17 protein-coding genes are annotated in these 18,968 nt (G+C 44.4%); 11 read left to right on the plus strand and 6 right to left on the minus strand.

The window, feature by feature from the left end; all coding sequences use genetic code 11:
• Positions 1–19 precede the first annotated feature (19 nt).
• From murA to hisC, 4 genes are all read left to right on the plus strand, one after another.
• Positions 20–1,282 carry a UDP-N-acetylglucosamine 1-carboxyvinyltransferase gene (gene murA, locus HF888_RS03865; RefSeq protein WP_040298199.1) on the plus strand — a complete coding sequence of 421 codons (1,263 nt, stop codon included), beginning with the start codon at positions 20–22 and terminating at the stop codon, positions 1,280–1,282.
• Between the two features lie 8 nt (positions 1,283–1,290).
• Positions 1,291–1,944, plus strand: a complete 654-nt coding sequence (hisG, locus tag HF888_RS03870; RefSeq protein ID WP_007018951.1) for an ATP phosphoribosyltransferase — start codon at positions 1,291–1,293, stop codon at positions 1,942–1,944.
• A gap of 31 nt (positions 1,945–1,975) precedes the next feature.
• Complete coding sequence (gene hisD / locus HF888_RS03875; RefSeq protein ID WP_007018950.1) at positions 1,976–3,280, plus strand: histidinol dehydrogenase; 1,305 nt, start codon at positions 1,976–1,978, stop codon at positions 3,278–3,280.
• 92 nt (positions 3,281–3,372) lie between these two features.
• Entirely contained in the window at positions 3,373–4,461 is a 1,089-nt protein-coding gene (gene hisC, locus HF888_RS03880; RefSeq protein WP_007018949.1) for a histidinol-phosphate transaminase, read from the plus strand.
• A gap of 27 nt (positions 4,462–4,488) precedes the next feature.
• Here hisC and HF888_RS03885 read toward each other — a convergent pair whose 3' ends face one another.
• Positions 4,489–5,571, minus strand: coding sequence for a trypsin-like peptidase domain-containing protein (locus tag HF888_RS03885; RefSeq protein ID WP_040298184.1), 1,083 nt, complete (start codon positions 5,569–5,571; stop codon positions 4,489–4,491).
• Between the two features lie 54 nt (positions 5,572–5,625).
• Here HF888_RS03885 and HF888_RS03890 point away from each other — a divergent pair, with 54 nt between their 5' ends.
• Entirely contained in the window at positions 5,626–6,381 is a 756-nt protein-coding gene (locus HF888_RS03890) for a Nif3-like dinuclear metal center hexameric protein (protein WP_007018947.1), read from the plus strand.
• A gap of 182 nt (positions 6,382–6,563) precedes the next feature.
• On the opposite strand, the gene HF888_RS03895 is transcribed toward HF888_RS03890, so the two are convergent.
• On the minus strand, positions 6,564–7,232 hold the full coding sequence (locus HF888_RS03895) for a glutathione S-transferase (RefSeq protein WP_007018946.1): 669 nt from the start codon (positions 7,230–7,232) through the stop codon (positions 6,564–6,566).
• Positions 7,233–7,510: 278 nt separating this feature from the next.
• Here HF888_RS03895 and HF888_RS03900 point away from each other — a divergent pair, with 278 nt between their 5' ends.
• A complete protein-coding gene (locus HF888_RS03900) occupies positions 7,511–9,562 on the plus strand; it encodes a TonB-dependent receptor plug domain-containing protein (protein ID WP_165837045.1) in 2,052 nt (683 codons plus the stop codon).
• A 24-nt stretch (positions 9,563–9,586) separates the two neighbouring features.
• Here the strand turns inward: HF888_RS03900 and HF888_RS03905 are convergent, their stop codons facing one another.
• The 4 genes from HF888_RS03905 to HF888_RS03920 form a co-directional block, all read right to left on the minus strand.
• Complete coding sequence (locus HF888_RS03905) at positions 9,587–10,003, minus strand: VOC family protein (protein ID WP_007018944.1); 417 nt, start codon at positions 10,001–10,003, stop codon at positions 9,587–9,589.
• Positions 10,004–10,090: 87 nt separating this feature from the next.
• Positions 10,091–10,828, minus strand: a complete 738-nt coding sequence (locus tag HF888_RS03910) for a fibro-slime domain-containing protein (RefSeq protein WP_007018943.1) — start codon at positions 10,826–10,828, stop codon at positions 10,091–10,093.
• 174 nt (positions 10,829–11,002) lie between these two features.
• Complete coding sequence (locus HF888_RS03915) at positions 11,003–11,668, minus strand: outer membrane beta-barrel domain-containing protein (protein ID WP_007018942.1); 666 nt, start codon at positions 11,666–11,668, stop codon at positions 11,003–11,005.
• Positions 11,669–11,676: 8 nt separating this feature from the next.
• Complete coding sequence (locus HF888_RS03920) at positions 11,677–12,447, minus strand: SH3 domain-containing protein (protein WP_007018941.1); 771 nt, start codon at positions 12,445–12,447, stop codon at positions 11,677–11,679.
• Positions 12,448–12,806: 359 nt separating this feature from the next.
• Between HF888_RS03920 and HF888_RS03925 the strand changes: the two genes are divergently transcribed.
• Genes HF888_RS03925 through HF888_RS03945 form a run of 5 tightly spaced genes read left to right on the plus strand, consistent with a single transcriptional unit; the run spans position 12,807 to position 18,960 of the window.
• On the plus strand, positions 12,807–13,391 hold the full coding sequence (locus HF888_RS03925) for a hypothetical protein (RefSeq protein WP_007018940.1): 585 nt from the start codon (positions 12,807–12,809) through the stop codon (positions 13,389–13,391).
• Between the two features lie 8 nt (positions 13,392–13,399).
• Complete coding sequence (locus HF888_RS03930; protein WP_133308517.1) at positions 13,400–15,109, plus strand: tetratricopeptide repeat protein; 1,710 nt, start codon at positions 13,400–13,402, stop codon at positions 15,107–15,109.
• A complete protein-coding gene (locus HF888_RS03935) occupies positions 15,106–17,949 on the plus strand; it encodes a tetratricopeptide repeat protein (RefSeq protein ID WP_007018938.1) in 2,844 nt (947 codons plus the stop codon). The genes HF888_RS03930 and HF888_RS03935 overlap by 4 nt, the downstream gene beginning before the upstream one ends.
• Entirely contained in the window at positions 17,936–18,703 is a 768-nt protein-coding gene (locus HF888_RS03940) for a tetratricopeptide repeat protein (RefSeq protein ID WP_050758042.1), read from the plus strand. The genes HF888_RS03935 and HF888_RS03940 overlap by 14 nt, the downstream gene beginning before the upstream one ends.
• Positions 18,700–18,960 carry a hypothetical protein gene (locus tag HF888_RS03945; RefSeq protein ID WP_007018936.1) on the plus strand — a complete coding sequence of 87 codons (261 nt, stop codon included), beginning with the start codon at positions 18,700–18,702 and terminating at the stop codon, positions 18,958–18,960. Before HF888_RS03940 ends, HF888_RS03945 begins: the two co-directional genes overlap by 4 nt.
• Positions 18,961–18,968 lie beyond the last annotated feature (8 nt).

Here is an 18,968-nt window from a genome sequence, read left to right on the forward strand (position 1 = left end):
AAGTCGTGTTATGCCATCAATGGACAAACTAATTATTCAAGGCGGATATCCGCTAAACGGTGAGATTCGCATTTCCGGCGCTAAGAATAGCGCGCTGCCAATCATTGCCGCCACGTTGCTTGCGGACACCCCCATTACCATTGGTAATTTGCCTCATTTGCACGATGTCACCACCATGATCAATCTACTTGGCACCATGGGTGTGGATGTGATCATGGGTGAAGAATATTCTATCGAAGTGGATAGCAATAAAATCGAAACCTATGTGGCGCCGTATGAGCTTGTAAAAACCATGCGTGCCTCCATTTTGGTATTAGGCCCGCTATTGGCGCGCTTTGGTGAAGCCGAAGTGTCGCTCCCAGGTGGTTGTGCTATTGGTTCCCGTCCAGTGGACATCCACTTATCTGGTTTAGAAGCGATGGGCGCCAACATCAAAGTGGAAGACGGTTACGTAAAAGCCACAGTAGATGGTCGCCTCAAAGGTGCACACATCTTCATGGATACCGTCACGGTAACCGGTACTGAAAACCTGTTAATGGCTGCGGTACTGGCTGACGGTACGACGTACCTTGAAAATGCTGCCCGTGAGCCAGAAGTGGTAGATCTAGCTGAATGCTTGATTAGCATGGGCGCAAAAATCACGGGTCACGGCACGGATGTAATTAAAGTAGAAGGTGTCGAGTCACTACACGGTGGGCGTTACGATGTGATGCCAGACCGAATTGAAACCGGAACGTTCTTGGTTGCTGCTGCCGCTACAGGAGGCAAGGTACTATTAAAAGATACCCGCGCTGATATTTTAGAATCCGTCATTCATAAGCTAGAAGAAGCGGGTGCTGCCGTTGAGGTTGGTGAAGATTGGATCAGCTTGGATATGACAGGTCGCCAGCTAAAAGCTGTGAGTTTAAAAACTGCGCCGTATCCTGCTTTCCCAACGGATATGCAAGCCCAATTCTTGGTGATGAATGTGGTTGCCGAAGGCACCGCCAGTGTTACAGAAACCATATTTGAAAACCGTTTTATGCACGTACAAGAACTGGCCCGAATGGGAGCGCATATCGAATTGCAAGGCAATACTTGTATCACCCGTGGTGGTGATAAGTTAAAAGGTGCACCTGTGATGGCTACCGATCTACGTGCTTCTGCCAGCTTAGTAATTGCGGCAATTTTAGCGGAAGGCGAAACCGTTGTAGACCGTATCTATCATATTGACCGCGGTTACGAATGTATTGAAGAGAAGCTCCAATTGCTTGGCGCCAATATTCGTCGAGTACCAAAATAGGAAAAGCAATGAGTCAGCAGCCCTTAACCATCGCGTTATCAAAAGGCCGAATTTTAGATGACACCTTGCCGCTGTTTGAAGAAGCGGGCATCGTGCCAGCGGAAGACATTAAAAAAAGCCGTAAACTGATTTTTGATACCAATCATGATCACATTAAGTTGGTTGTCATCCGTGCTACCGATGTACCAACTTACGTTGAATATGGAGCGGCAGACATGGGTGTTGCTGGTAAAGATGTATTGATGGAAGCCAGTGCTTCAGGTCAAACCAATAGCCTTTATGAACCGTTAGACTTAAACATAGCCACTTGTCGATTGATGACAGCCGCATTGAAAGGGGCGAAGCAACCTGAGGGCCGCATTAAAGTCGCGTCTAAATTTGTGAGTCTAACCAAGCGCTATTTTGCAGAACAGGGTCGTCAAGCGGATATCATCAAACTTTACGGTGGCATGGAACTAGCCCCGATCATGGGGCTGGCGGATTTGATTGTGGACATTGTTGATACCGGTAATACTTTGAAAGCTAATGGCTTAGAAGAGCGCGATTTAATTGCACCCATTAGCTCTCGTTTGGTGGTCGGAAAAGCAGCTATGAAAATGAAGCATCAGCAAATTCAGCCCATTATAGAAAAACTATCTGCTGCGGTTGACCGTAGAAGATAGACACTGTGTGAAGTAAACACTTGAGGTCATTATGACATTAGACATGCGTATTTTAGATACCCAAAATGCTGGCTTTGAAACAGAGCTAGATAACCTTTTGGCTTGGGAAGCAGTGAGCGACAACCAAGTTCAGCATACGGTTTTGGATATCTTGCATCATGTCAAAACTCAAGGCGATGCAGCGGTGATTGAATACACCAATAAATTTGATCGCTTAACGGCCAAAGCCATGACCGAATTAGAAATCGGTCAGGAGCAACTGCAAGCCGCACTTGATGGCCTACCTGATGATCAACGTGTGGCTTTGCAAGAAGCGGCTGCGCGTGTGCGTCGCTATCACGAAAAGCAAAAGCAAGATTCTTGGAAGTATACAGAGGACGACGGCACCATGTTAGGCCAACAAGTTCGTCCAATGGATCGCGTCGGTATTTATGTACCAGGCGGTAAAGCCGCTTATCCATCTAGTGTTCTAATGAATGCGTTGCCGGCTCATGTGGCAGGTGTTGATGAAATCATAATGGTCGTACCCACGCCGGATGGCGAAGTAAACCAATTGGTTCTAGCCGCGGCTGCTGTAGCGGGTGTCACCCGTTGCTTTACCATTGGTGGTGCGCAAGCCGTTGCCGCATTGGCTTATGGTACTGAAACGATTCCTAAAGTGGATAAGATAGTAGGCCCAGGCAACATTTTTGTCGCCACCGCCAAACGCTTTGTGTTTGGTGAAGTAGGTATCGATATGATCGCCGGCCCATCTGAAATTCTTGTCGTGTGTGATGGTAAAACCGATCCAGACTGGATAGCTATGGATTTGTTTAGCCAAGCGGAACACGACGAAGATGCACAGTCGATACTTTTAAGCTGGGATCAAGATTACATTGATGCAGTAAAAGCCAGTATTGAAAAACTATTACCGACTATGGAACGTGCCGATATTATTCGGGCTTCGTTATCTGAACGCGGCGCATTGATCAAAGTAAAAGATCAAGCGGACGCTGTGAAAATTGCTAACCGAATTGCCCCTGAGCATTTGGAACTATCAGTTGAAGATCCAGAAGCTATGGCCCAAGAGATTCGTCATGCTGGCGCTATCTTTATGGGACGCTATACCGCAGAAGCGCTAGGCGATTATTGCGCTGGCCCTAACCACGTATTGCCAACATCAGGCACAGCACGTTTCTCAAGTCCGTTGGGTGTTTATGACTTTCAAAAGCGCAGCTCGTTGATTATGTGCAGCGCAGACGGTGCCAGCGAATTGGGTAAAGTAGCGTCTGTATTGGCGCGGGGTGAATATCTCACAGCCCACGCCCGATCGGCTGAATATCGAATCAAAGATTAATAGCGCGGTGCAATAATTCGTAGCGTCTATCGTTATACTTTAAAACCCTAATGTTTATTAAAACTTAGGGTTTTTGTTTAAGAGTGATCATCATGTCTCGTGTAAAAAAACTCATTCGCCAAGAAATACTCGACTTAACTGCATACCCAGTCCCTAATGCCAACGGCATGATTAAACTGGATGCTATGGAGAATCCATACTCTTGGCCAGCCGTGGCAAAAGAAGCATGGACAGATCTACTGAAAGACCTACCACTTAATCGTTATCCTGATGCGTCTGCCGAGCAACTAAAACTAGGTTTAAAAGATGCCATGGGCATTGATGATAAGTTTGATGTGTTGCTGGGCAACGGTAGTGACGAAATCATTCAAATGCTGGCTATGGCCGTGGCAAAACCTGGTGCAACCATTCTTGCGCCAGAACCGGGTTTTGTTATGTATAAAATGATTGCTACATTTTGTGGCTTAAATTATGTCGGTGTACCACTAACCGCAGATTTTGAACTGGATGAAACGGCCATGCTTGAAGCGGTAAACGAGCATCAACCGGAACTGATTTTCTTAGCGCAGCCAAATAATCCAACGGGCAACTTATGGGACCGTGATGTCATCACGCGCATTATCGAAGCCAGTAAAGGCTTGGTGATAATGGATGAAGCTTACACAGCGTTCACTGATGAAGAACACTTAGATCTTCTAGACGAGCATGAACATGTATTAGTTATGCGCACGTTGTCAAAAGTCGGCCTTGCGGGCTTGCGTTTGGGCTTATTAATTGGCCGCTCTGAGTGGCTTAATGAGTTAGAAAAAATTCGCATGCCATACAATATCAATATGCTAACGCAAGCCAGTGCGTTATTTGCTTTAGAAAACTACGACATGCTGATGATTCAAACAGAGCAACTTCGCGTGGACCGTGTTGTATTGATGAAGGATCTGGCAGCAATACAAGGGGTTCAGGTTTTCCCAAGTGAAGCTAATTTTATTTTGGTGCGTGTACCGGAAGGTATGGCGCGAAATTGGTTTGAAGGCTTAAAGGAGCGCAATATTCTAATCAAGTGTTTAGATGGCGGTCATCCACTTCTGAAAGACTGCTTACGTATTACCGTTGGCACGACAGAGCAAAATGAAAAACTGATTGAAGCCTTAAGTACCATTGCTCAATCTGGCGCGGTTCATTAACCGCGCTCATCCTTTTTTTTGCTGCCCTTATTTTCGTTGACCAAGTGTTGCTTGGGTTTCACGATATTGGCCATCACGAATAAAGCGCATGGAAATAATGTCACCAGGCATTAGGTTGGCAATCTGACGCATGGTATCTGTGCCTTTTTCAGCGGCTTGGCCGTTAAAGTGAGTAACGATATCTCCCTCTATTAACCCGGCTTTCTCTGCAGGGCCTCCCGTCGCAACACCTACCACTACTTGACCTTGTAATTCTGTGGGTAGCCCAAAAGCCTGTTTGATCTGATCGCTGAGCTCTTGTGTCTCCAAGCCTAGCCAACCACGAATCACTTCACCATGCTCTAACAAATCGACAGCTACCTTCATGGCGTTTTTCAATGGGATCGCAAAACTTATGCCCTGATAGCCACCACTTTGACTGTAAATGGCAGTATTAATCCCTACTAGTTCACCCATAGCATTGACCAATGCTCCTCCAGAGTTACCAGGATTTACCGCCGCATCGGTTTGGATAAAGTCTTCATAAGTTGAGATCCCTAATTGGTTTCGACCAGTTGCAGAGACGATACCCATGGTTACTGTCTGGCCCACACCAAATGGATTACCAATGGCTAGAGTTACGTCACCCACATTGAGACTGGCGTCTTGAGCAAAAGGAATGACTGGTAGGTCTTCTAAATCGATCTTTAGTACCGCTACGTCAGTTGCCGCGTCGCTACCTACTACACGAGCGTTGCTAGTGCGGCCATCTTTTAACGCGACCAAGATTTCATCGGCGCCACTGATGACGTGTCGGTTGGTAAGTACAATGCCATCCTTGTGAATGATCACGCCAGAACCCAAGCTATTTTCAATCCGACTTTTAGGAACAGGAGTACGATTGAAGAACCGCTGGAAAAGCGGGTGATCTAATAAGGGATGTAAACGGCGCTGAATCGTCTTGCTAGTATAAATATTGACAACGGCCGGTGATGCCATCTCCACTGCATTTGCATAGCTGCGAACAGGGGCATGCTGGTGCGAGGTTTTATCGGGCACGAAATGCAAAGCCAAGCTTGCGATCACCAAACCCATAAGTATTGACCATGAAATGTAACCGGGCTTTTGCATCTTGCTTCCAAATCCTGAAAAATGGACCCTAGTGTACAAAAATGGGTGTGTGATATGAAGCTTCAAGAATTAGTGAGTTATTTGAATCGTGAACTGAATGCCTCTGCTTTCGCCGACTATTGTCCAAATGGTTTGCAGGTGGAGGGTAAGTCCGAAGTGAAAAAGTTGGTAACTGGCGTCACTGCTTGTCAAGATCTCATCGATGCGGCCATTGATGAAAAAGCGGATGCGATTTTTGTTCATCATGGCTATTTTTGGAAAGGTGAGCCTCAAGCCATTGCGGGTATGAAAAAAAATCGCATTCAAGCACTGTTAAAGCATGATATTAGTTTATTAGCCTATCATTTGCCTTTAGATTGCCATGCCGCTTGGGGTAATAATGTTCAGCTTGCTCAGGTATTAGATTTCGAAGTGACAGGACCTTTAGACCCGTCTAACCCGAAAACTCCGGGCAATATCGGTCGCCTAAAGCACGCAATGAAAGCTTCGGAATTGGCGACGCATATCGGTGAACGACTGAATCGCATGCCGCAACACATTGGTGAAGACAGTGATTTAATTGAAACCATTGCTTGGTGTACTGGCGGCGCACAAGGCTATATGAGTTATGCCATGGAGCAGGGGATCGACGCCTATTTAACTGGGGAGATTAATGAACCTGTTGTACATAATGCCCGCGAAACAGGTTGTCATTTTTATGCTGCAGGTCATCACGCTACAGAGCGCTATGGCGCGAAAGCAGTGGGGGAGCATCTAGCTCAAGAGTTTGGCTTGGATGTGAGCTTTATTGATATCGATAATCCGGCATAGTATCGGAGTTATGAGGGTTGAGTTTTGAGTTGTGAATGATACTCGTCATCCTCAACTTGATTGAGGATCCATTATTCGGTTGGAAATCAATTGGATGGATTCTCAGTCGAGCTGAGAATGACGATTTTGCTTGAAATGAGTATCGATGAATCAATCATTGCCCACTCACAACTCAAAACTAACTAAGCGTAATCGTACTCACCGCCTTTCTCCAAACCGCGTTTATACGCGTCGCGGGCTTGAAAGCGTTTTACATACTCATACGTATGTGGGTAATTGTCTTCGCGAATCATGCCACGAGCGACGCTGGCCTCTAGAGGAAAACTCATTTGAAAATCAGCCGCCGTGACCTGATCACCGCAAAAATATTTATTCTGCGATAAATGGCTTTCGACATATTCTAAATTACGTTTGTTGTTTGGATCGATAAACATAGATAACACTTTGTCTGCAAGCATGCGAGCGATGGGCTTAATGAAAAATGGCATGGGTGATTGCTTCATTTTGGTAAATACCAAACGCATGACCATAGGTGGCATTAGGCTGCCTTCGGCAAAATGTAACCAATAAACATTATTCCAATGTTGTTCTTTAGGTGCTTTGAATTGTTCACCATAGGTATCGATTAGATACTCAATGATTGCGCCGCTTTCAGCAAGGGTGATGCTTGTTTGCTTATCAGTAATGATAGGGCTTTTGCCTAAAGGGTGAACCCTTTTTAAACTGTCGGGCGCCAAAATAGTTTTTGGGTCACGTTCATAAAACTCAATGTTGTATTCCAATCCAAGCTCTTCCAATAACCAAAGAATGCGCTGTGAGCGTGAGTTATTTAAATGGTGCAGAGTAATCATTGAGAATCCTTGTTATTTTGAGAATTGGCGTTTGTGTACGTGAAAATATGATGCCTAGATTAACATACAGGTCGGCTGCTTATTACAGCCCATTCGGATGAATGAAATAGCCTGTCATATTTAGCCCAATATTGAATGCTTTGCTACACTTATATTACAAAAAGAGAGCGAAAGTACTGTTTTAAATGCTAAAAAGAATATCAACATCCTCTATTATATTGAGCTGTCTATTAGTCCTAGCAAATTATACTGCGGCTGAGGATCTATTTGATTTTTCTTTGCAAGAACTACAAAGTATTCCCGTAGAGGTGGCCTCTTTATTTGAAGATGACGCACTTGATGTTGCTTCCTCTGTGGCAGTGATTGATCGTTCTGATTGGCAAACGCGTGACTATCATACTCTGAGCAACGGTCTTGAATCTGTTCCTTCGGTTTTCTCCAATAGTACATGGGGTGGCACTGAAATCCATGCCATAAGAGGCTTTGCCAGTGAGTTGTCAGTACGCGGTATTGCGTATTCATTGGAGGATGTTCCTTTGGGTACTTATGTCTATGCCAGTACTGGATACATGTTTCCCCGCGCGCCGCTTGGGATTTTAGACCAAGTAGAAATGATTCGCGGGCCTGGCAGTACCTTATATGGCACAGATGCGTTTCACGGCGTGATCAATTACCAATTACGTGAGCCTGATCTGAATAATACTCAGGTCACACTCAAGGCCGGTAGTCACGATTGGTGGGGAAAGGGCACGGACGTTACTCATTCGCAATATAGTGGACAGTGGCAAATTCACACGGGGTTTACTCATCACAACGAATCTTCCCATGGGCAAGACTTTAGGTATACGGATCCATTTACAGGCGATCAAGAAATAGGGACCCGTGAACAAGCCTGGTCAAGCAATGCAGGTTTCTTAAAAATAAAGCATGGACAGGTATCGAGTAATGCTGGTCAGTGGCAAGCAATGGTGTTTGCTAATCAGTATCGTGGTGAAGGATTTACTGGTATTGGACAGCAATTATTCAAGGGTTTTGATGGCATCATCGATCTAGAGAGTTTTAGTTTGGCTCAATCGGGAGATCAAACGAACAACGAATCAGAGCTCATGCTTGCGCGTTTGGGTCACGAAATACTTCTAGACAATGATATCCAACTTAAACAACGCATTTATACCTGGCACTCGAAACAAGAATGGCAATTTGATAATACACAATACCCTGAATCAGTAGACACGATCTCTTCAACGACTCTGAATTGTCGAGAAAATACAGCAGATACCGCAAGTGATACTATTGCGAGTTTGTATTGCAGTCATTATTTATACCAAGGCGCAGACGAATCTCGCAGCGGTTATGAGATTCAGGCCAAGCAAAGAACCAATGCATGGAATACTCAGTGGGTCGTGGGTGCTGGTTTTGATCGCATTCATGTGGATGAAAGCGAGATTCGCCGGGAAGCTCCTGATGGTGAAATTCGCTTACGTTACGTTAATCCTTTTCAAGATAAGAGCCGAGAAATCAGCTATGCCTTTGCCCAGGGTCGCAGTGGATTTTTCAATGATCAGCTACTTGTCACCTATGGCGTGCGCTGGGATCAATACAGTGATGTCAGTGATCATGCATCACCGCGATTAGGGGTTGTACATCGCTTAGCGTCCAATTGGAGTCACAAACTGCTTTATGGGCACGCTTATCGCGCGCCGACGGCCATTGAATTTTTAGGTTCGGGACCCTTTCTTGGAAACGAAAACCTAAAAGCCGAAGTGATCGATACACATGAATACGTGCTGCAATACATAGGCTCGCAATTGCAATGGGAAACCACGGTGTTTTATAGCGAATGGGATGATGCCATTGCCGTGGTACAGACAGGATCTGAGACGGAGCAGCAGTATGTGAATTTGAACAGCAACTACAGCAAAGGTGTGGAATTTAGTTTAAAAGGGTTGCAAGGCCCTTGGCATTTTCAAGGTAACGCGAGCTATGTTGAAACCGATACCAGCAGTACAGACGTTAACTTTAAAGCGTTTCCAGAGTGGATGATGAGCGCGAATTTGGAATACCGTGGTCAAGGTTGGCAAGCGGGTATCTGGCAACGGCAACAGTGGCAGTACGAGTTAACCGATAATGTCGACGAGCAAAGCGGCAAAGAAGATTATTCGAGAACTGATTTCTACGCTCAATATAAAGTGCAGAAAAATAGCTCCCTTGGCCTTGCGATTTATAATGTAGCGGACGTTCACAATACCTTACCCTCGTATTATGCATCCGAAAACGGACTCCCCCAGCACGGCCGAGAATGGTCAGTGCATTACACCATGGATTTTTAGCACTAGCGCACGATCTTTACGGCATTATTTGACCTGAAAATTGAGCATCCATTTGACGCCAAAGGGATCCTTCACTTGAGCAAACTTTGCGCCCCAAAATGTTTTCTGAAGTGGCATAATAATCTCACCTTTATCACACAAGGCATCATAGGTCGCTTTTTGTTCGGTTTCATTATCAAAATGAATATTGAGGCTTATTGGATCGTCTTTGAGTTCCATACCCCTTAGCGGACTTTCCATGCCGTCACTTGCCATAAAAAATAAGCCATCAGCTTCAAATTCAGCATGCATGATATGGGTTGGATCAACGCCACTTACAACTTGCGGAGCTTGTCCAAACGTCGTACGCATAGTCACTTTGCCATGGAACACAGATATGTAGTAATCCAATGCTTCCTGGCATCGACCGTTAAAAAATAGATAGGGGGTGACATGTTTCATATGCAATCTACCTGAATCAATCTTGGTATCAGGTAGATTAGTTGATCAGATAGAGAAGTAACAGCGTCCCGTTTACGGATGTTGCGTTTATAAACACTGTAGCTCAAAAGTTGTCTGGAACTTGAAATTGGATTCAGTTGTGTGGCGTTCAGCAAAGAAAAGGTCAAAGCTGTAAGTATTGCCAGGCTCGATACCTAGCTCGTCAGCAATGTCATCTAAGTGAACAACTTTCTCTTGAACGCTATGTACACCACCTAGATCAATAGCCAGTTTGCCGTTGATGAAAATCCAAAGATCGTCATCTCCTTTAAAACTAAAACTACCGCCCTCGACGTAGAAAAACTTAAGATGCGTTTCAAGTGTGAAATGGAAGTTCTTGTCGCGGCCTTGATTGCCAAAACCCATATCATTAATTGGGAAGAAATCACTATTACTGTATTCCCAAAAACCCGGAGAGAGCTCGACCATCTCTAATTGCATTGGGATGGCAGTATTTACGTTAGGAACATTGCGGAACCACTGGTTAAAACTATCTTCACCATGAGTGGTTGGTGTCCAAGTATGAGGGTTTGCATAAACAGGTCGGCCGTCTGCACCGAGCTCATTTTTAACAATTCCGCGGTCGGTGCCAATCATGTTTTCGAAATCAGGGTGTGAATCTTTGAAGTCGCGGATAACAACCGGAATTTTACGAACGCCGTTATACGGATCTACACACTGGCAAATCTCGTCATAGTCTTGTGGACTGGCATTGGATGTGTCGGCCAAGCTAATTGGACTCACAAGCAAGCTAGCAATCAAAGTGATTAGGTTTAATTGTTTCACCACTTGTCCTTTTTTGTTTACAACGTTTTACACAGTGTAACCATGATGACCGGGTGAGACTGAGATGTGAGTCGATTTTTTAGTAAAATTGCACGATAAAATGCAATAAGTAGGTAAAAATGTGAACCAGACCAAGGTTTTGGTCTGGTTGTTTTTTCAGCAATGACTGGATGTTTAGAAAAAAGCCGTTAAGCCGGTGCTAAACTCTAAGTTATGAACGCGTTTATTGGCACCACTAATTTCGTTTTTGAATGTATGGTCGCGCATATCTAGATTAAATGTTAGCCAATCACTTAATATGATGCGGTAACCAGCACCCGAGGTTAATGTGAAATAATTGTCGTCGTTAATCTTGGTATTGCCTGCACCCAGTACCAAATAAAACGCACTATTGAGCGTGAGATCTTGGCTAATAAAGGTTTCACCCGGAAACAAGTTGTAGCCTACCAGTAGGTTGTAGTATTCGTAGTCACGATTAACGATAATACTGGCTCCGCCGTTTTGACGTTCCGCAATGCTTGTTGGCACATCAGCCTGGGCATAGTTACCTTGCAAGAAGAAATCTTCAGTGGCATGAAAGCTGCCCTTAATGCCCGTTACCGTGGTCGTGCCGAAGTCTTCGATGGATAAGAAACCCAGATAACCACCGAGCTCGAAGAATTCTGTATCGATTTGTGCTTCATATACTTCGCGTAAATCAGAGTCTGGTTCAACTATCTCTATTGGATTGATTTCAACTGATCCATCACCTTCTTCTGCGTTTGAGATAAGGCTGAATAAAAGACCAGCAGTGCAAGCAGCAATACGGCCGAGTGAAGAATTGATAATAATACGTGACATAGTTACCTCTAGAAAAAGCTGCTGAAACCCAGACGCCAAGCGGTTTGGTTACCGTTATCATTGTCTGCGTTTAAATAGATCGAGCGGAATTCGGCGCGAACGACAAAGCTATAACCGATGTAATAGTTGATTCCGGCGCCGGTGAATTCAAATTCGGTATCGACTTCTGGGCTAGTCCCCACCTGCTGCTTTTCTTTCACTTGCCAATTTTGACGGCCATAGCCCTTACTAATGAAGGGAGTGAAGGTCCAACTCTTGATGGGTTCGATAATAATACTGCCGCTATACATGTCGCCATCAATGAACTTGCCAAAAATTTGCCCGTATTCAACTTCCACTCCGGCCCAGCTTAATAAACGGAAGCCAGCCGTAAAACTGGCGGTTTCTGAGCTGCCTTGTTGGCCAAAGCTGAAGCCGACGCGGCCTTGCTGCGCCAAGAAATCACCGTGCTGAGTCTCTGGCAGGGCGGCTGGCAAACCGGTAGGGGCGAGGGTTCTCGCGAGACCTTCTTGCTTGACCCAACCTTGGCGCTGACGGCTATCCTGCACGTAAAACCAGTTTGTGCGACGACGTAGAACGGACACCATTTCGTCTTGTTCTACAACATGAAAGATAGGGTAACCCCGGCCAGGCCCAGTGTGGAGTTCAAGAAAAGGATCAATAACCTTTAATTGAACAAATTCGGGTTTCTGGTCTTGTGTTGATGTCTCCGCAATACTGGAGAGCGCAACGAACGCGGAGAGAGTAAATATAAGAATTTTGGACAAAGCCACTGTCATGATACAACCAAATCTGAGCAGAATCGTAAAAGCCGTTTATTTTAGAGGCTAAGCATTCGCTTTGTATGCAGGTGTTGCACACATCATGTGTGACCTGCTTCACCAATATGATAAACAATCTTTCACAAAACCCACAAAAAACAAAAAGTTTTGTAACAACATCTCAGAATTTGAACTACCTCAGATAAATCCATCGATAAAACCTCCATAATTGCGACCCTTTTTGTCCATTCCTCACTAGAACTAGTATCTGAACAGTAAGTGAGCACTTGGTTACGAATGGCCAAATTAATAAAAACCGAATGAAAATTGATCAGGTTCACGCAGTGGGCCAGTGAATAAAGAAAATGGGTGAGAGCATGAGTTGGGTAAACACGCCACTAAAGTGGATAGTTGTGGCGCTGGTATTGGCTGCGACTGGTATGGCTCATGGCGCGGACGCGCAGATTGATTTTGCTGCCAAAGCCAGACAAGAAAGTGCACAAAAGGCTTTGAATACGGTTAAGCAATTATCTAAAGATATTCAAACTTTAAAATCCAGTGTCGTTGATCTGAATAAAGATCTACGGCTAATGGAAGAGGAGTTGCTTTTCCCATCCAGTACTCGTGCTACGGTATTTGTTTCTTTAGATGTTGGTCATTTTTTTACACTAGAGGGTATTAAGCTCAAGTTGGATGGTAAGCAGGTTGCTAGTCACATTTACAGCGAAAAGCAGCGCCAAGCGTTAGCCCGTGGTGGTGTTCAGCGTTTGCACATTACTAACTTGAATCAAGGCTTGCATACAATCTCCGCTTTCTTCACCGGCCTGGGTCCAAATGGTCGTCCTTACAAACGCGCAGCTGAGTTAGAGTTCACAAAAAACCAAGGTAGTCAGTACATCGAGTTGGCCATCATTGACGATACTGCCAAACAGGAAGCCCTGTTTGAGATCAAACAATGGTAAGTGCAAGCATGGTGAATCGTGTTTTCTTAAAAGCAATCGCGTTTAGTGTTGTCTGTGCGTTTGCGTTTACTGCACAGGCCAAGAAAGATCTGCGTTATGGCACTTTGCTTTATGAATACTACCAGCAAGACTATTTTGCCGCTTTAGTAGAATATGAATACGCCAATGAGCTCAATGAGTGGTTGCATGATGCTGATGCCGCACGCTTGTTAAAAGGTGGTATGACACTAAGTTATGGCTTACCAGATGAAGCACAGTCTATTTTTAAAGATTTATTGGATAAAGATGTTAGCCCCGAAACCCGGAACAAAGCTTGGTACTACTTAGCCAAACTATACTATAACAAGGGTCAAGCATCCGAAGCAGCAAAGGCCCTAGCGCGTATTAAGGGCACCATGCCTGAAGATGTTGTGGAGGAGTTTAACTACTTGGCCACGCTCATTAACATGCATTTCGATCATTTGGAAAATGCAGAGCGTGCCATCAATCTGAAAAAATCCAGTAACCCGTATGAACCTTATTTGTTATTTAACCTCGCAGTAAAGCAATTACAGCGTGGTGATGACGCCAAAGCCCGCAGCCTTTTGAATGAAGTCGTGGGTTACACCAAGATCAATCCCAAAGAAGAATTTGCAGTATTGGCGGACCGCGCAAAGCAAGCGCTGGCGCATATCCATATTCAAGATCAAGACCTACTGGGTGCATGGAAGTATCTGCAAAATGTTCGCACCACGGGGTTGTACAGTAACCGAGCGCTGCTTAGTTATGGGTGGACCGCGATTAAACTCAAACGATTTGAGCAAGCTATTCCAGCATTGAAAGCCTTGAATAAGCGCTCAATTAGTATCGCTGAAGTACAAGAGGCGAAAGTTTTACTAGCGCACTTATACGAACAAAAAGGGGCCACACGGGCAGCATTAAAGCAATACCTGTTGGCAGAGAAAGCGTTTGCCTCGGGTGTGGATGCCATTGGTGGCGCGAGAAAAATCATTGCCGGTCAAAAAATTCCGGAAGAGTTTGTGGTTAATCTAGAAGCCATCATGGATGAAACGGATTGGTATGGTTCAGAGCCGAGCTTAGACTATAACAAGCTGACACCGTTTTTAATTGAGTTGATGTCATCTAACCCGTTCCATTCGGTGATTAAAGAATTACGTGACTTGTACGCATTGCGCGAAAATTTATTGTATTGGGGGCGCCAGGCGGTCGAACACCAATTGATTATCAAACATCGCCAGCAAGGTTTAACCAGTGAAAAAATTGCTCGTTTCATTAAGAAAACTGAAAAGCAGCAAGAAGATCTAGAGTTCCAAATCAGTGAACTGCGTTTGCACACTTACACATTAGATGTTGAGGAGCAGGAACGTTTTAGTGCATTGCTTGAAGCGACAGCGCAAGACTTTGAATTTTTAGAAGATCGTTTGAAGCGAGTGCGTGCTATTGAAGAGCCTTATCGTCAATCTGAAGAAAATGTGCGCTGGGCCAAAAAACTGCATAATCGTATTAAACAAAAATTAAGCGAGACCGATGATCTAATTGATGAACTTGAGCGTGTTATGCGCATAGTCGTCAATGCAGAACTCGATAAGCACGAAGAGCGCATGCGCTACTACTGGGCGCAAGCGCGCTTGGGTAAAGCCCGTTTATACGACCAAACCTTATATCGTTTGGAAGACATCCGAGAACAACAATCGAATAAAACAGGAGAACGGCCATGAACGCCATGACCCGCCTCACCCTTGCTAGTGCCATGGCAGCATTGGTAGTGGCATGTTCATCACAAGGCACTATTGCAGATCTTGAAAGCGAAAGCATTGAAGAAACAGCAGCGCTAGATTTTAAAAATCTTGACCATGATGATGTGCGAGGTGAATACGAACAACTTATTGATCTTGTAGATGATGAGTATTTAAAGGAACAGATTGAACGCCGCATTGCGGGCGTCAATATGGCACAGGGCGATGATAAAATTTCTAAGCCAGGTACCGCGCCTGAAGCCGGATATTATCGTCGGGCAATCGCTAGCTATGTGGATATCTTAGAGAAATACCCAAATAGCCCTGATAATGCAGAGGTTTTGTACCAGCTGGCAAAAGCGTATGACATGGAAGGCCAGCCCAAAAATGCGCGCAAAATGTTAGAGCGCTTGGTTGATCGTCACCCATATTATGAACGCATAAGTGAAGCCTACTTCCGTTTGGGCGATATATATTTTAGTAGTGATTTGTATAACAAAGCTGAAAAAGCTTATCGTAAAGTGACTTTGAAAGATGGTGGCAATTTGATCTTAAACAGCCACTATATGCTAGCTTGGAGCCTATACAAGCAAGGGTCTTATGATAAAGCGCTAGATCATTATGCGTATGTCCTAAATGACTTAATGGATGCAATTGAGGGAGGCCGTAAACTCAATAATGTTGAGCGTCCGTTGGTCGATGATACATTGCACAGCATGAGCTTGGCGTTAGTGAACTTGGGTGGGGCTGCTGCTATCGAAGATATTGATCGCCTAGATGGCAAAAAGCATGTCTCCAAAGTTTACAGTCGTTTAGCGGAATTCTACTTAGAAAAGAGCCGTTACAACGACAGCGCTATGACTTATCGTAGTTATATTGAGCGCTTTGAGTTCGATAGCCGTAACCCTGAATTTCATACCAAGTTGATAGCTGCCTATGATAAGGGCGCATTCCCTAAAATGGTATTGAAAGAAAAAGCCGAATACATCACCGCATACGGTCCTGAAAGTGAATTCTTGAAGCGATATCCAGCACAAAAAGAGGCCATTTATAAAAACGTCCGTGGCTATTATGTGAAATTAGCACAGTTCCATCACAGCCAAGCACAAGAAGCACAAAAAACGTTTGCTAAAAGTAAAGAGTCTCACTTAAAAGAGCTGGCTGACAAATCATTTGATAAAGCCACTCAATACTATGGCAACTTCGTCGCGGTATTCCCACAAGATAAAAAAGTACCTGAAATGCTCTATCAAAAGGCCGATGCTCATTTCGAGTATGGCGAGTTTGATCAGGCAGCCAAAGATTATTACCAAGTGGCGTATCGTCACAAAGGCTACAAAAAATCATCAGAAGCGGCCTATGCAAGTATCATTGCATATCGCAAGCACATCGATGGCTTAGAGTTGGCAGAAGCCGATGTGAAGACGTTGGACAAATGGCGAGCTGGCTCAGTTGATGCCATGCTGCGTTTTGCTCAAGTGTATCCAAACGACAAGCGTGCTGTGGCCGTATTGAGTAATGCCGCTCAGTACCTTTTCGAACTCAAAGCCTACGACCGCGCCATCGAAGTTGCCAATGGTCTGCTGGAAAACAAAAAGCGCTCTGGACGTGATATTCAGCGTGAGGCCTATGGTATCTTGGCGCACTCTTATTTCCAGTTGGGCCAATATCAGTTAGCGCAAAATAATTATTACGCAAAACGTCAATTGCTTAAACCACAGCAAGCTGAATATGCAGAAGTGAGTAAGCAGCTCGCTGCTGCGATTTACAAACGAGCGGAGGCTATGCAGAAAGGTGACGCAGAAAATGATGTGAAACCCGACTTGAACGCAGCTGTTAAGACCTATTTAAGTATTAAGAAGTTAGCGCCAAATACGGATATTCGAGTTGTTGCTCAATATGATGCAGTGTCTATTTTACTACAGCAAGAGAAATGGAAAAGTGCTATTTCTGAGCTTAAGCAGCTAATAAAGTCGTATCCAAAGCATGAGTTAGCGGTTCAGTTTCCGCGTAAGTTAGCCTTTGCTTATGAACAAGACAGCCAAAATCTAAAAGCTGCGGTTGCTTATTTGGATTTGTATAAGAACGATAAAGACGCGGAAATTCGTCGCGAGGCTAAATTCATTGCCGCGGGTCTATACCGAAAAGAAAATCAGCTGGATAAAGCCATATTACATTACCGAGACTACGCCCATGAATTCGAAAAGCCATTTGATGAGCGCATGGAAGCTCGTTATCAATTGGCGGATCTCTACGAGAAGACGGACGATCGTCGCCGTCATCTTTATTGGTTGCGTCGCGTAATTCAAGGCGATAAAACTGCTGGTTCAGAACGTACAGATCGAAGCCGTTATCTGGGTGCATGGGCGAGCACCAAGTACGGTGATTATTTTGCTTGGGAGTTTAATCGTCGTTCTTTACGTGACCCGCTACAAGAGACCCTTGCACGTAAAAACCAATATCTGAAAGACGCAACAACGCGCTATGAGCAAGCGACTGAATACGGCATTTTAGAATTTGTAACTCAAGCGAGTTACAAGATGGCTGAACTTTACAATGGTTTTAGTCAGGAACTGAACTCGGCACCATTACCGAGTTCATTGAGCGCAGAAGAAAAGCAAGGTTACCGTAATATCCTTGCTCAACAAGCTGCGCCTTTCAGGGAACTAGCCAAAGGATTGTACGAAAACAATATTACTTTGAGCTGGGAAGGCCACTTTAATCAGTGGATTGCCAAAAGCTTTGAAGCCATGAAAGAAGTTGATCCACAGCGTTTTGCCAAAAGCGAAGCTGTGGCGGAGTATGGTGATGAGATTCGATAACACATTAAAAACAATTGCTTTAGTGAGCTTATTTACTTTATCTGCATGCTCACAAAAAATGCAGTTACCAGAAGCGGGTCAAAAAGTCGCATTGCAACCCAGTGCGCAGTTTGTACCGACGCAAAAGTATAATGAAGAAAGCAAATTGGTTCCGTATGAGACGGTTGAAAATCCGTATTTGGCGGAGAAAACCAAGATCAATAAGGGTTCAGTGTTGTTGTTTATTGAAGCCAAAAAGGCCATGAGAGCCGAAGACTTCAAGACAGCAGAACAGAAGCTTTCAGTTATTACCAAGAAGGACCCAGAACTATCGGGCCCTTGGGTTTTACTCGGTCACCTTGAAGTAGAGCGCGAAAACTTTAAAAAGGCAGAAGAGTTGTACCAGAAAGCCATTCGGGTTAACCCAGACAATGTTAATGCTTATATTGCATTGGCCAAAGCACAACGCTTAATGGGTGAATTTCACGTTGCGCAAAATACTTTGGTATTGGCATTAAAGCTGTGGCCAGACTTTCCTGAAGCACATTTAAATATCGCTATTTTATATGACCTATATTTAAACCAAGCCGAAAAAGCACAAATGCACTATGAGGCCTATTTGTTCTTGGATGATTATAAAGATCCACAGGCGATTGCTTGGTATAAAGAAGTATTAGAGCGTACTCAGAATTTTAAAAGCTATGTAGATAGTCAGGCGGGCTTTGACAAAATAAAGCAAGCAATGGCTAATAATCTACCAGGAGCGCAAGGATGATACGTAAAGCACTTATCTTAATGAGTTTAAGCAGTGTGGCTTGGGCAGAAGAGCCAATTAAACTAGAGAGCCACTTTGTGGGTGATAAAGAACAGCCAGCGGTCAGTTATTTCGTCCCTTGGCAGGGGCCGGAGGGTTCCGAGAAGTTATATCAAAAGCAAGAAGATAAGTACGAAAAAAGTATAGACGCAGTAGACCGTGATGTAATGTTGCGCTCTATTGAAATTTACGAAGAAATGAATTTAGAAGGCAATTAATCGGTAGA

This window comes from Bermanella marisrubri, assembly GCF_012295615.1.
Classification (GTDB): Bacteria; Pseudomonadota; Gammaproteobacteria; order Pseudomonadales; family Oceanobacteraceae; genus Bermanella; species Bermanella marisrubri.